Below are 12,658 nucleotides of genomic sequence, written 5' to 3'. Positions count from 1 at the left end.
GCCGCTACCCTCCGAACGGCACACGCTGAGCTTGGTCGTAGCGCTCGATCTTATTAGTTGAGCTGAATGTGAGGCTAACGGGTCCCGGCACAAGTTCAGCGCAGCAACGCCCGTGACATCACCACGCGCTGGATCTGGTTGGTGCCCTCGTAGATCTGGGTGATTTTGGCGTCGCGCATCATCCGCTCGACGGGGAAGTCGACGGTGTAGCCGGCGCCGCCGAACAGCTGCACGGCGTCGGTGGTGACCTCCATCGCGACATCGGAGGCAAAGCATTTCGACGCCGCCGAGATGAAGCCCAGATTCGACTCGCCACGCTCGGCCCGCGCCGCGGCGCTGTAGACCATCAGCCGAGCGGCTTCCACCTTCATCGCCATGTCGGCCAGCATGAACTGCACACCCTGGAAGCTGCTGATCGATTCGCCGAACTGTTTGCGGTCCTTGGTGTAGGCGATGGCCGCGTCGACCGCGCCCTGGGCGATCCCCACGGCTTGGGCGCCGATGGTCGGGCGGGTGTGATCCAACGTGGCCAGCGCCGTCTTGAAGCCGGTACCGGGCTCGCCGATCATCCGGTCGCCCGGGATGCGGCAGTTCTCGAAGTAGAGCTCGGTGGTCGGTGAACCCTTGATGCCCAGCTTGCGCTCCTTGGGCCCGACGGTGAACCCCTCGTCGTCCTTGTGCACCATGAACGACGAGATACCGTTGGCGCCCTTGTCCGGATCGGTCACCGCCATCACGGTGTACCAGCTCGACTTGCCGCCGTTGGTGATCCAGCACTTGGCGCCGTTGAGAATCCAGTCGTCCCCGTCGGCCTTGGCGCGGGTGCGCATCGAGGCCGCGTCGCTGCCGGCTTCGCGCTCGGACAGCGCATACGACGCCATTGCGGTGCCATCAGCGATCGACGGCAAGACCTGCTTCTTCAAGTCGTCCGAACCGCGCAGGATCAGGCCCATCGTGCCGAGCTTGTTCACCGCCGGGATCAACGACGCCGACGCGTCGACCCGGGCGACCTCCTCGATCACGATGCACGCCGCCACCGAGTCCGCGCCCTGACCGCCGTACTCCTCGGGCACATGCACCGCGTTGAAGCCCGAGGCGTTCAGCGCGTCCAGCGCCTCCTGCGGGAACCGGGCATTCTCATCCACGTCCGCGGCGTGCGGCGCGATTTCCTTTTCCGCCAGCGCCCGAATCGCCGCCCGCAACTCCTGGTGCTCTTCGGGCAATTGGAACAGATCGAAGTCGGGGTGTCCGGCCCATCCAGCCATCGTGAGATCTCCTAGCCCTCTTGCTACTCGCCGGTAACTTTACCCTGGAGCTCTTGCAGGGCCTCATCCTTGGCCCGCACGCTGTCGGCCAGCTGCTCCTGGAACGCCACGATCCGGGCCCGCAGCGCGGGGTCGGACGAGCCGAGAATCCGCACCGCCAGCAGACCCGCGTTGCGGGCCCCGCCGATCGAGACCGTGGCCACCGGCACGCCGGCGGGCATCTGCACGATCGACAGCAGCGAGTCCAGGCCGTCCAGCCGGCCCAGCGGCACCGGCACCCCGATCACCGGCAGCGGTGTCGCGGACGCGACCATGCCGGGCAGGTGGGCAGCGCCCCCGGCGCCCGCGATGATCACCTCGATGCCGCGGTCGGCCGCGCCGCGGGCGTAGTCGAACATCACACCCGGGGTGCGATGCGCCGAGACCACCCGGACCTCGGCGGGGATGCCGAACTCGGCCAGCGCCGCGGCGGCGTCGGCCATCACCGACCAGTCGCTGTCGCTGCCCATGATCACCCCGACGCGGGGGTTGCTACTCATGCGTGTGGATCCCATCCGTCCGACCACTGCCCGTGTGACAACCAGTGTGCCGCCAGCTCGGCGCGTTCACGAAGCTTCGGCACCTGGGCGACCCCAGCGCCCTGGTCGCCCAGGAAATTGATGTGCCCGACCTTGCGGCCCGGCCGCTCGTCCTTGCCGTAGAGGTGCACGCGCGCGTCGGGCATGCGCGCGTACAGGTGGTGCAACCGCTCGTCGACGGTCATGTCCGGGGTGCGCGCAGCCCCCAGCACATTGGCCATCACGGTCACCGGCGCGACGGCATCGGTGTCGCCGAGCGGATAGTCCAGCACCGCCCGCAGATGCTGCTCGAACTGGCTGGTGCGCGAACCGTCCATCGTCCAGTGCCCGGAGTTGTGCGGCCGCATCGCGAGCTCGTTGACCAGCAGCGCGCCGCTCGTCGTCTCGAACAGCTCGACAGCGAGCACACCGACCACGCCGAGTTCGGCCGCCAGCCGAAGCGCCAGCTGCTGTGCGGTCGCGGCCACGCCCTCGGGCAGCTCGGGCGCGGGCGCGATCACCTGCACGCAGATGCCGTCGGCCTGCACCGTTTCCACCACCGGCCACGCCGCACCCTGACCGAACGGCGAGCGGGCCACCAGCGCGGACAATTCACGACGCAGTTCGACCCGTTCCTCGAGCACCACCGGTACGCCGTCGGCCAGGTAGGCGCGGGTGATCTCGCGCGCATCCGCCAGGTCGCGTGCCAGCCGCACCCCCCGGCCGTCGTAGCCTCCGCGGGCCGCCTTGACCACCAGCGGGGCGTCGACACGGCTCACGAAGGCGTCCACTTCGTAGAGGCGATCGAGGGAATCCAGGCCGAGATAGCGCGGCACCGCGGCACCCAGGGCCTCCAGCCGGCGGCGCATCACCAGCTTGTCCTGGGCGTGCACCAAAGCCTGCGGTGGCGGTGCCACATTGACACCGTCGGCGACCAGCTTCTCCAGCAGTTCCGTCGGGACGTGTTCGTGGTCGAAGGTCAGCACGTCGGCGCCGGCGGCGACCCGGCGCAGATCGTCCAGATCGGTGTGCGAGCCGATCATCACATCGGGGGTGACCTGGGCGGCAGGCTCGTCGGCGGCCAACGCCAGCACCCGCAGGCTCTGCCCCAGCGCGATCGCGGCCTGGTGCGTCATCCGGGCTAGTTGACCGCCGCCGACCATGGCGACCAACGGGCTGCGTGTACTCGGCACGGCCATCATGGTGTCACGGCACACTGGTTCCTTGGTTGAAGGCGTGTTGACCGGCCGTGACGCGAAATCGTTATGTACCATTTTGCGCCGTTTTCGAGTCCGTCCGTACACTCACGTGTTGTGTCCTTTGCCGATGCCACAATCGCGCGCTTGCCCCGGGCTTTTCAGCCCTATGCACAGCGCCATCATGAATTCATCAAATTTGCCATCGTCGGGGGCACCACCTTCATCATCGACTCGGCAATTTTCTACACGCTCAAGCTGACGATTCTCGATACCAAGCCGGTGACGGCGAAGGTGATCGCGGGCATTGTCGCGGTCATCGCGTCCTACGTGCTGAACCGCGAGTGGAGCTTCCGCGACCGCGGCGGTCGCGAGCGCCACCACGAAGCGCTGCTGTTCTTCGCGTTCAGCGGCGTGGGCGTGCTGCTGAGCATGGCGCCGCTGTGGGTCTCCAGCTACGTGCTGCAGCTGCGCGAACCGATGGTGTCGCTGACCGTGGAGAACATCGCGGACTTCATCTCCGCCTACATCATCGGCAACCTGCTGCAGATGGCCTTCCGCTTCTGGGCGTTCCGGCGCTGGGTGTTCCCCGACCAGTTCGCCCGCAACCCCGAGAAGGCAATCGAATCCGCGCTCACCGCGGGCGGGATCGCCGAGGTGTTCGAGGACGAGGTCGAGTCCGGCAACGTCACCCTGCTGCGCGCCTGGCGCAACCGGCGCAGCCGGATCAATCAGCTCGGCGACTCCTCGGAACCCAGGGTGTCGAAGACTTCGTGATACAGCAGCGCGTGCACCTCGCGCAGCCGCGGAATGTTGTAGAACTCCAACGGATCTTGTGACGCCGACTCGATAATCAGTGTCCCGGTGCGAAACGGCCGTTCCCAAATCTTGTCCCGGAATTCCACGCTGTTAATCCGCGCGAGCGGGATATCGATACCGCTGCGGGTCAGCAATCCGTGGCGATACATCACCCGGCGATTGGTGACCACGAAATGTGTGGTGAGCCAAGTCAAGAACGGAAACAGCGTCAGCCAGCCGACTATCACCAACCAGATCCCCCAGATGACGCCGTGGATGATGTTCTTGGCCAGCTGCTCCCAGTGCGTGGAGTTGACGTAGCCCGACCCGAACGCCGCCAGCCCGGTCACCAGGATGAAAATCACCACCGGCCAGATCAATCGCTTCCAGTGCGGATGGCGATGTATGACAACCTGTTCGCCGGCGGCCAGGGCGTTGTCGGGATAGCTCATGTGGCGACATTAGCCCCGCAAATGCACGACGTCACCGGCAGAAACGACGACGGTCTCGTTGCCGGTCTCCAAACACAGCCGGCCGTGATCGTCGATTCCGCTGGCAGTCCCGACGATTTCCTTACCGCCGGGCAGCTGGGCGCGCACCCGGGTGCCGATGGTCAGGCTGCGTGCCCGGTAGTCGGCGGCTAACTGCCAGTCGGCCCCGCGAGCGGCCTGCCACGCGACGATCCGGCCGCCGAGTTCGCGCAGCACCGCGCGCAGGAGCTGATCGCGGTCGGGGGCGGCCACGCCCAGGTCGAGCAACGAGGTCGCCCCCGGCCCGCCGACCTCCTCAGGGGCCTGAGTCACGTTGAGCCCCAAGCCAATTACCACGACAGGGCGCGACACCTCGGCCAGGATCCCGGCCAGCTTGCCACCCCCGGCCAGCACGTCGTTGGGCCACTTGAGGCCGAGTTCCACCCCCTGCAGCAGCGGGGCCACAGCGTCGACCAGCGCCACCCCGGTGGCCAGCGGCAGCCAGCCCCACCCGGTGACCGGGACGTCGACGACGCTCACCGCGACCGACATCGTGATCTGTGCCCGCGGCGACGCCGACCAGGCACGGCCGTGCCGTCCGCGACCGGCGGTCTGGTGTTCGGCGATCAGCACCGCTCCGGCGACGTCGGTGCCGTCGGCGGCGCGAGCCAGTAGATCGGCGTTCGTGGAACCGGTCTGCTCGATGACATCGAGTCGCCGCCAACCCAATCCAGTCCCGACGAGCTCGGTGCGCAGCGCGGCCGCATCCAGCGGCGGCCTCAATGAGTCGCGATCCATCGACGTCCAGCCTAGAGGGCTGCAGCTGCGTGCCGGCGGTCTCGCATGTCCAGCGCCGCCAGGTGGCTGAACAGCATGCTGGTCCCGATCGGGTTGCCGCCGCCGGGATACGCCAGCCCGCTGGGTGCGGCCATCGTGTTGCCCGCCGCGTACAGACCGGGGATGGGGTTGCCCGAGGTGTCGAGCACCCGCGCCGCGGTGTCGGTGCGCAGGCCGCCCTTGGTGCCCAGGTCGGACAGACCGAACTGGGCCGCGTGATACGGCGGTGAGTCGATGGGCACCAGCGGCGATGCGCCCGCCGAGAAGGCGCGGTCGAAGGCCTCGTCGCCGCGGCCGAAGTCTTCGTCGACGCCGGATGCGGCAAAACCGTTGAACCGGGCCACAGTTGCGGCCAGCCGATCCCCCGGGACCCCGATCTTGGCGGCCAGCTCCTCGAGGGTGTCGGCGGTGTGCCACAGCCCGGCGGCGACGTAGCGCTCGGTCTCCACGATGGACACGTTGGCGGCCTTGACCGGCGGCACCTCGCCTTCCTTGTCGTCGTAGATCATCCAGTACGGCAACGACATTGAGCCGTCTTGCAGCTGCGCGATGATCTCGCGCCCGGCCCGGTCGTAGGCCCGTGACTCGTTGACGAACCGGTTGCCGTGCTGGTTGACGAAGATGCCGCCGGTGAACCACAGCGCGAACGCCGAGCGGCCGTCGGGATGGGTCATCCCCGGTGACCACCACGCCTGGTCCAGCAGGTCGGTGGCCGCGCCCGCGGCGATGCCGGCCTGTAGCGCCAGACCGCGACTTCCCGGGCCGCCCATGGTGTCTCGCGCCACGCCCGGCACGCCGTATGCGCGGCGCAACTCCTCGTTGGCTTCGAAACCCCCGGCGGCCAGCAGCACGCCCAGCCGGGTGCGGATCGCGCGGCGCTGGCCGGCGGTCTCGACGATCGCTCCGGTGACCCGCCCGTCGGACATCACCAGTTCGACCAGCGCGGTGTCGCGTCGCAGCGACGCGCTGGGGTACTGCTCGATGGCCTTGAGGAAACGCGCGATCAGCGCGCGGCCGCCGAGGTAGTAGTCGGGCGGCGTCTCGGCGCCCAGCCGGTCGGTGTCCAGCGGCCCGCGAATCGCGTCGCGCAATTCAGGAGCCGCGGCCACCTTCAGCGGCTTCGCGGCGATGTGGCGCTGCCCGTCCAGGCGCGCCTTGGGCGCCTTGCCGTAGTAGTCCGGCCAGGGCAACGGCACGAACTTGATGTTGGGGTCTTTCTCCAGGTACTCGATCAGCGGCGCGCCACCGCGCACGAACGTCTCTTGCAGGTCGCGGGGCGTGCGATCGCCGACCACGGCCCGGTAGTAGGTGAGCGCGTCCTCGATGGTGTCGTCGAATGAGCCCGGGGGGCCCGCGCGCACCAGCACCGGGTTGCACGGGAACCAGACGCCGCCGCCGCCGGAATAAGCCGTCGTGCCACCGAATTTCCCGGTCGCCTCGACCAGCAGCACCTCGAGGCCCTCGCGCGCCGCGGTGTAGGCACCGGTGACCCCGCCGCCACCCGACCCCGCGACCAGCACGTCGTACTCTTCACTCCACTGCAGCGTGCCCATAGTCAGCGCAGCCTATCCCCGCCGCTAAGCTCGACTCCCATGACGAGCGTTACCGACCACACTGCGGAACCCGCTGCCGAGCACACCATCGACATCCACACCACCGCGGGCAAGCTGGCCGAGCTGCACAAGCGCCGGGAAGAGTCGTTGCACCCCGTCGGTGAAGAGGCCGTCGAGAAGGTGCACGCCAAGGGCAAGCTGACCGCCCGCGAGCGCATCCTCGCCCTGCTGGACGAGGACTCGTTCGTCGAGCTCGACGCGCTGGCCAAGCACCGAAGCACCAACTTCGGCCTGGAAGCCAACCGCCCGCTCGGCGACGGTGTGATCACCGGGTACGGCACCATCGACGGCCGCGACGTGTGCATCTTCAGCCAGGACGCCACGGTGTTCGGCGGCAGCCTCGGCGAGGTCTACGGCGAAAAGATCGTCAAGGTCCAGGAGCTGGCCATCAAGACCGGCCGCCCACTGATCGGGATCAACGACGGCGCCGGCGCGCGAATCCAGGAAGGCGTCGTCTCGCTGGGCCTGTACAGCCGCATCTTCCGCAACAACATCCTGGCCTCCGGGGTCATCCCGCAGATCTCGCTGATCATGGGCGCCGCTGCCGGCGGGCACGTGTACTCCCCCGCCCTGACCGACTTCGTCGTGATGGTCGATCAGACCAGCCAGATGTTCATCACCGGGCCCGACGTCATCAAGACCGTCACCGGCGAGGACGTCACGATGGAGGAACTCGGCGGCGCCCACACCCACATGGCCAAGTCGGGCACGCTGCACTACGTCGCCTCCGGTGAACAGGACGCCTTCGACTGGGTCCGCGACCTGCTGGGCTACCTGCCGCCCAACAACTTCACCGACGCGCCCCGCTACGCGGTGCCGGCCCCGGAGGGTCCGATCGAGGAGAACCTCACCGAAGAGGACCTCGAGCTGGACACGCTGATCCCGGACTCGCCCAACCAGCCGTACGACATGCACGAGGTCATCACCCGCATCCTCGACGACGACGAATTCCTGGAAGTTCAGGGCGGTTACGCGCAGAACATCGTCGTCGGATTCGGCCGGGTCGACGGCCGGCCGGTCGGCATCGTGGCCAACCAGCCCACTCAGTTCGCGGGCTGCCTGGACATCAACGCCTCCGAGAAGGCAGCCCGGTTCGTACGGACCTGCGACTGCTTCAACATCCCGATCATCATGCTGGTGGATGTGCCCGGCTTCCTGCCGGGCACCGGCCAGGAATACAACGGCATCATCCGGCGTGGCGCCAAGCTGCTGTACGCCTACGGTGAGGCCACCGTCCCCAAGATCACCGTCATCACCCGCAAGGCCTACGGCGGCGCGTACTGCGTCATGGGCTCCAAGGACATGGGCTGCGATGTCAACCTGGCCTGGCCGACCGCGCAGATCGCCGTGATGGGCGCCTCCGGTGCGGTCGGCTTCGTCTACCGCCAGCAGCTCAAGCAGGCCGCCGCCGAGGGCCGCGACGTCGACGAGCTGCGGCTGCAGCTGCAGCAGGAGTACGAGGACACGTTGGTCAACCCGTACGTCGCCGCCGAGCGCGGTTACGTCGACTCGGTGATCCCGCCGTCGCACACCCGCGGCTACATCGCCACGGCGCTGCGGCTGCTGGAACGCAAAATCTCCCACCTGCCACCGAAGAAGCACGGGAACATTCCGCTATGAGTGAGCCGCACATCCAGATTCTGCGGGGCCGTCCCACCGCCGCGGAGGTGGCCGCGCTGATCACCGTGCTGGGCAGTGCCGGGGGTGGCGCGGCGCCCGAGCAACCGGAAAAGACCCGCTGGGGGCTTCCGGTCGACAAGCTGCGCTACGCGATCAGCAACTACCAGCGAGTCACCCTGCAGGAACGCATCCACATGCAGCGATGACTCGCGTGGTGCTGGGGTCGGCCTCCGCTGGCCGCCTCAAGGTGCTGCGCCAGGCGGGCATCGATCCCCTGGTCGTGGTCTCCGGCGTCGACGAGGATCGCCTGATCGACGGTCTGGGCCAAGACGCAGCGCCCGGTGACGTGGTCGGTGCGTTGGCCCAGGCCAAGGCCGAGCAGGTGGCCGGCGAACTGGATGCCGCCGTCGCGACGGATTGTGTTGTGATCGGCTGTGATTCGATGCTGTACCTGGACGGCGCGCTGTGCGGCAAGCCGGAATCCGTCGAGGCCGCACGCCAACTCTGGCAGTCGATGGCCGGGCGCTCCGGCCAGCTCTACACCGGCCATTGCGTGATCCGGCTGCAGGACAGTGACATTGTCCATCGCGAAGCGCAAACATCAATCACCACAGTGCATTTCGGAACACCGGAGCCCGACGACCTGGAGGCCTACCTGGCCGGCGGCGAATCGCTGCGGGTCGCCGGCGGCTTCACCCTGGACGGCCTGGGCGGCTGGTTCATCGACGGCGTCGACGGTGATCCATCGGCCGTGGTGGGAATTGGGCTGCCGCTGACACGTGCGCTGCTGCGCCGCGCCGGGGTGTCCATCGCGGCACTGTGGGCGGACAACGCCGAACCTCGGCGCTGAGTAGGCTTTGCCATGTGCCGCTACCCCCCGATTCAAGCCCCACGCTGTCGGCCTACGCCCACCCCGAACGCTTGGTCACCGCCGACTGGCTGTCCGGCCACCTCGGCTCGCCCGGTCTGGCGATCGTCGAATCCGATGAGGACGTGTTGCTCTACGACATCGGGCACATCCCCGGCGCCGTCAAGATCGACTGGCACACCGACCTCAACGACCCGCGGGTCCGCGACTACATCTCCGGTGAGCAATTCGCGGAGCTGATGGACCGCAAGGGCATCTCGCGCGACGACACCGTGGTCATCTACGGCGACAAGAGCAACTGGTGGGCCGCGTACGCGCTGTGGGTCTTCACGTTGTTCGGCCACCCCGATGTGCGGTTGCTCAACGGCGGGCGTGACCTGTGGCTGTCCGAGCGACGGGACACCAGCCTCGAGGTGCCGACCAAGACCTCGACCGGCTACCCCGTCGTGGCCCGCAACGACCCGCCTATCCGCGCCTACAAGGACGACGTGCTCGACATTCTGGGCAGCCAGCCACTGATCGACGTGCGCTCCCCCGACGAATACACCGGCAAGCGCACGCACATGCCCGACTACCCCGAAGAGGGCGCGCTGCGTGCCGGCCACATCCCCACCGCCCGATCGATCCCGTGGGGCAAGGCGGTCGACGAGAGCGGCCGGTTCCGCAGCCGCCAGGAACTCGAAGAGCTCTACGGTTTCCTGCAACCCGACGACAAGACGGTCGTCTACTGCCGTATCGGCGAGCGGTCCAGCCACACCTGGTTCGTGCTCACCCACTTGCTGGGCAAGCCCGGTGTGCGCAATTACGACGGGTCCTGGACCGAGTGGGGCAACACCGTGCGGGTGCCGATCGTCGCGGGCTCCGAACCGGGCCAGGCACCGGGAGCCGTACCGGCCTGATGACTCTGCCCGCTCCCCTGGCCGAGGTGGTGTCTGACTTCGCCGAAGTGCAGGGTCAGGACAAACTCAAGCTGCTGCTGGAGTTCGCCGACGACCTGCCGGACCTGCCCGACGATCTGGCCGAAGCGGCGATGGAGCCGGTTCCCGAGTGCCAGTCGCCGCTGTTCCTGCATGTCGACGCGCGCGACCCCAACCGGGTGCGGCTGTATTTCAGCGCTCCCGCCGAAGCGCCCACCACCCGGGGATTCGCGTCGATCCTGGCCGCCGGCCTCGACGAGCAACCGGCCGCCGACATCCTGGCGGTGCCCGAGGATTTCTACAGCGAGCTGGGGTTGGCCGCTCTGATCAGCCCGCTGCGGCTGCGGGGCATGTCAGCGATGCTGGCCCGCATCAAAAGGCGGCTGCGAGCTACCGCCGAGTAACCCCCGAATACCGACACCGCCTCATCGTCCCGACGGCGCGGCGCTTAGACTTCCCCCGAAATCGTTGTAAGAAATTCTCTTAGAGACGCACGCAGAACAATCTCTGCCGATAGGCCCAAACAGGAGGCGCAGTGGCCAGTCACGCCAGCTCAAGGATCTCCAAGGTGCTCGTCGCCAACCGCGGCGAAATCGCTGTCCGGGTGATCCGGGCGGCCCGCGACGCGGGCCTGTCCAGCGTGGCGGTGTACGCCGAGCCCGACGCCGACGCGCCGCACGTGCGTCTGGCCGACGAGGCGTTCGCCCTGGGCGGTCAGACTTCCGCCGAGTCCTACCTGGACTTCGGCAAAATTCTCGATGCGGCGGCCAAGTCCGGCGCCAACGCCATCCACCCGGGCTACGGCTTCCTGTCCGAGAACGCCGATTTCGCCCAGGCGGTCCTGGACGCCAACCTGATCTGGATCGGGCCCAGCCCGCAGTCGATCCGCGATCTCGGCGACAAGGTCACCGCCCGCCACATCGCCGCCCGCGCCCAGGCACCGCTGGTGCCCGGCACCCCCGACCCGGTCAAGGACGCCGACGAGGTGGTGGCCTTCGCCAAGGAGTACGGCGTGCCGGTCGCGATCAAGGCGGCCTTCGGTGGTGGCGGCCGCGGCATGAAGGTGGCCCGCAGCCTCGAAGAGATCCCCGAGCTGTTCGAGTCGGCCACCCGTGAGGCCGTCGCGGCGTTCGGCCGCGGTGAATGCTTCGTCGAGCGCTACCTGGACAAGCCGCGCCACGTCGAGGCCCAGGTGATCGCCGACCAGCACGGCAACGTCATCGTCGCCGGCACCCGCGACTGCTCGCTGCAGCGCCGCTTCCAGAAGCTGGTCGAGGAGGCCCCGGCGCCGTTCCTCACCGACGCGCAGCGCAAGGAGATCCACGAGTCGGCCAAGCGGATCTGCAAAGAGGCGCACTACTACGGCGCGGGAACGGTCGAATACCTGGTGGGCCAGGACGGTCTGATCTCGTTCCTGGAGGTCAACACCCGTCTGCAGGTCGAGCACCCGGTCACCGAGGAGACCGCGGGCATCGACCTGGTGCTGCAGCAGTTCAAGATCGCCAACGGCGAAAAGCTGGACATCACCGAGGACCCGACACCGCGCGGGCACGCGATCGAATTCCGGATCAACGGCGAGGACGCCGGCCGCGGCTTCCTGCCGGCGCCCGGCCCGGTCACCCGCTACGATATCCCGACCGGCCCCGGCGTGCGGCTGGACTCCGGCGTCGAGGCGGGCTCGGTGATCGGTGGCCAGTTCGACTCGATGCTGTCCAAGCTGATCGTGTACGGCGCCACCCGCGAGGAGGCGCTGGCGCGCTCGCGCCGCGCGCTGGACGAATTCCACGTCGAGGGCCTGGCCACGGTCATCCCGTTCCACCGCGCCGTGGTGTCGGACCCGGCGTTCATCGGCGACGGGAAGAGTTTCGCGGTGCACACCCGCTGGATCGAGACGGAGTGGGACAACACCGTCGAGCCGTTCACCGGCGGTGAGCCGCTCGACGAGGAGGAGACTCAGCCCCGGCAAAAGGTGGTCGTCGAGGTCGACGGCCGCCGGCTCGAGGTGTCGCTGCCCGGCGATCTGGCGCTGTCCAACGGCGGCAGTACCGGCGTGACCGGTGCCGGCGTCGTCCGCAAGAAGCCGAAGCCGCGCAAGCGCGGCGCGCACGGCGGCGCGGCGGCCTCGGGCGACGCGGTCACCGCTCCGATGCAGGGCACCGTGGTCAAGGTCGCGGTCGAGGAGGGCCAGCAGGTCGTGGTCGGGGAACTGGTCGTGGTCCTGGAGGCGATGAAGATGGAGAACCCGGTCACCGCCCACAAGGACGGCACCATCACCGGCCTTGCGGTGGAAGCCGGCATCGCCATCACCCAGGGCACGGTCCTCGCCGAAATCAAATAGCTGCTGACCAGGCTACCTGGGAATCAGCTAAGTAAACGTTGTCGGTCTCCGGCACCGGGGGTAGGGTTCGAGTCAGGTTGAGTTCACAGCCGCCCGGACTATGTGAGCGCCGCGCGGAAGGCGAATTCCCAGCTTTCAGCGTTTCGCCGTTGGCGTAGTCCTCACACCAATCCTCGGTA

At 68.0% G+C, this 12,658-nt stretch carries 13 protein-coding genes; 7 read left to right on the top strand and 6 right to left on the bottom strand.

What is annotated here, in order from left to right:
• Nucleotides 1–95 precede the first annotated feature (95 nt).
• From AC5Y5O_RS22715 to AC5Y5O_RS22705, 3 genes are read right to left on the bottom strand one after another with little or no spacing between them, the layout of a single operon-like run.
• Nucleotides 96–1,265, bottom strand: a complete 1,170-nt coding sequence (locus AC5Y5O_RS22715; RefSeq protein WP_096285219.1) for an acyl-CoA dehydrogenase — start codon at nucleotides 1,263–1,265, stop codon at nucleotides 96–98.
• A 23-nt stretch (nucleotides 1,266–1,288) separates the two neighbouring features.
• On the bottom strand, nucleotides 1,289–1,804 hold the full coding sequence (purE, locus tag AC5Y5O_RS22710; RefSeq protein ID WP_096285217.1) for a 5-(carboxyamino)imidazole ribonucleotide mutase: 516 nt from the start codon (nucleotides 1,802–1,804) through the stop codon (nucleotides 1,289–1,291).
• A complete protein-coding gene (locus AC5Y5O_RS22705) occupies nucleotides 1,801–3,024 on the bottom strand; it encodes a 5-(carboxyamino)imidazole ribonucleotide synthase (protein ID WP_500027615.1) in 1,224 nt (407 codons plus the stop codon). The genes purE and AC5Y5O_RS22705 overlap by 4 nt, the downstream gene beginning before the upstream one ends.
• Nucleotides 3,025–3,135: 111 nt before the next feature.
• Here AC5Y5O_RS22705 and AC5Y5O_RS22700 point away from each other — a divergent pair, with 111 nt between their 5' ends.
• Nucleotides 3,136–3,795 carry a GtrA family protein gene (locus AC5Y5O_RS22700; RefSeq protein WP_096285213.1) on the top strand — a complete coding sequence of 220 codons (660 nt, stop codon included), beginning with the start codon at nucleotides 3,136–3,138 and terminating at the stop codon, nucleotides 3,793–3,795.
• Here AC5Y5O_RS22700 and AC5Y5O_RS22695 read toward each other — a convergent pair.
• The 3 genes from AC5Y5O_RS22695 to AC5Y5O_RS22685 are packed head-to-tail and all read right to left on the bottom strand — an operon-like array spanning nucleotide 3,750 to nucleotide 6,676.
• Nucleotides 3,750–4,268: a PH domain-containing protein gene (locus AC5Y5O_RS22695; RefSeq protein WP_096285211.1), complete on the bottom strand. Its 519-nt coding sequence runs from the start codon at nucleotides 4,266–4,268 to the stop codon at nucleotides 3,750–3,752. The two genes, AC5Y5O_RS22700 and AC5Y5O_RS22695, sit on opposite strands and share 46 nt — an antisense overlap.
• A gap of 9 nt (nucleotides 4,269–4,277) precedes the next feature.
• Complete coding sequence (locus tag AC5Y5O_RS22690; protein WP_096285209.1) at nucleotides 4,278–5,084, bottom strand: biotin--[acetyl-CoA-carboxylase] ligase; 807 nt, start codon at nucleotides 5,082–5,084, stop codon at nucleotides 4,278–4,280.
• A gap of 11 nt (nucleotides 5,085–5,095) precedes the next feature.
• Entirely contained in the window at nucleotides 5,096–6,676 is a 1,581-nt protein-coding gene (locus AC5Y5O_RS22685) for an FAD-binding protein (RefSeq protein ID WP_096285207.1), read from the bottom strand.
• 39 nt (nucleotides 6,677–6,715) lie between these two features.
• Between AC5Y5O_RS22685 and AC5Y5O_RS22680 the strand changes: the two genes are divergently transcribed.
• From AC5Y5O_RS22680 to AC5Y5O_RS22655, 6 genes are all read left to right on the top strand, one after another.
• Entirely contained in the window at nucleotides 6,716–8,356 is a 1,641-nt protein-coding gene (locus tag AC5Y5O_RS22680) for an acyl-CoA carboxylase subunit beta (RefSeq protein WP_096285205.1), read from the top strand.
• The gene (locus AC5Y5O_RS22675) at nucleotides 8,353–8,562 is read left to right on the top strand and encodes an acyl-CoA carboxylase subunit epsilon (RefSeq protein WP_096285203.1); all 210 of its coding nucleotides are present in this window, start codon (nucleotides 8,353–8,355) and stop codon (nucleotides 8,560–8,562) included. The genes AC5Y5O_RS22680 and AC5Y5O_RS22675 overlap by 4 nt, the downstream gene beginning before the upstream one ends.
• Nucleotides 8,559–9,206 (top strand): Maf family protein, encoded by a 648-nt coding sequence (locus tag AC5Y5O_RS22670; protein ID WP_096285201.1) that lies wholly within the window; start codon nucleotides 8,559–8,561, stop codon nucleotides 9,204–9,206. The genes AC5Y5O_RS22675 and AC5Y5O_RS22670 overlap by 4 nt, the downstream gene beginning before the upstream one ends.
• Nucleotides 9,207–9,220: 14 nt before the next feature.
• Nucleotides 9,221–10,123 carry a sulfurtransferase gene (locus tag AC5Y5O_RS22665; protein ID WP_096285199.1) on the top strand — a complete coding sequence of 301 codons (903 nt, stop codon included), beginning with the start codon at nucleotides 9,221–9,223 and terminating at the stop codon, nucleotides 10,121–10,123.
• A complete protein-coding gene (locus AC5Y5O_RS22660; protein WP_096285197.1) occupies nucleotides 10,123–10,545 on the top strand; it encodes a SufE family protein in 423 nt (140 codons plus the stop codon). Before AC5Y5O_RS22665 ends, AC5Y5O_RS22660 begins: the two co-directional genes overlap by 1 nt.
• 131 nt (nucleotides 10,546–10,676) lie before the next feature.
• On the top strand, nucleotides 10,677–12,479 hold the full coding sequence (locus tag AC5Y5O_RS22655; RefSeq protein ID WP_096285195.1) for an acetyl-CoA carboxylase biotin carboxylase subunit: 1,803 nt from the start codon (nucleotides 10,677–10,679) through the stop codon (nucleotides 12,477–12,479).
• The last annotated feature ends 179 nt before the right edge of the window (nucleotides 12,480–12,658 follow it).

This window comes from Mycobacterium sp. NGS40, from assembly GCF_059812735.1.
The sequence above is the reverse complement of the archived record's forward strand: the minus strand, read 5'-3'. Positions and strand labels throughout refer to the sequence as shown.

What these genes read in the sequence shown, in the direction of transcription:
- AC5Y5O_RS22660 (WP_096285197.1), top strand. Translation starts at nt 10,123, where the DNA reads ATGACTCTGCCCGCTCCCCTGGCCGAGGTGGTGTCTGACTTCGCCGAA.
- AC5Y5O_RS22715 (WP_096285219.1), bottom strand. Translation starts at nt 1,265, where the DNA reads ATGGCTGGATGGGCCGGACACCCCGACTTCGATCTGTTCCAATTGCCC.
- purE (WP_096285217.1), bottom strand. Translation starts at nt 1,804, where the DNA reads ATGAGTAGCAACCCCCGCGTCGGGGTGATCATGGGCAGCGACAGCGAC.
- AC5Y5O_RS22685 (WP_096285207.1), bottom strand. Translation starts at nt 6,676, where the DNA reads ATGGGCACGCTGCAGTGGAGTGAAGAGTACGACGTGCTGGTCGCGGGG.
- AC5Y5O_RS22675 (WP_096285203.1), top strand. Translation starts at nt 8,353, where the DNA reads ATGAGTGAGCCGCACATCCAGATTCTGCGGGGCCGTCCCACCGCCGCG.
- AC5Y5O_RS22680 (WP_096285205.1), top strand. Translation starts at nt 6,716, where the DNA reads ATGACGAGCGTTACCGACCACACTGCGGAACCCGCTGCCGAGCACACC.
- AC5Y5O_RS22695 (WP_096285211.1), bottom strand. Translation starts at nt 4,268, where the DNA reads ATGAGCTATCCCGACAACGCCCTGGCCGCCGGCGAACAGGTTGTCATA.
- AC5Y5O_RS22670 (WP_096285201.1), top strand. Translation starts at nt 8,559, where the DNA reads ATGACTCGCGTGGTGCTGGGGTCGGCCTCCGCTGGCCGCCTCAAGGTG.
- AC5Y5O_RS22705 (WP_500027615.1), bottom strand. Translation starts at nt 3,024, where the DNA reads ATGATGGCCGTGCCGAGTACACGCAGCCCGTTGGTCGCCATGGTCGGC.
- AC5Y5O_RS22690 (WP_096285209.1), bottom strand. Translation starts at nt 5,084, where the DNA reads ATGGATCGCGACTCATTGAGGCCGCCGCTGGATGCGGCCGCGCTGCGC.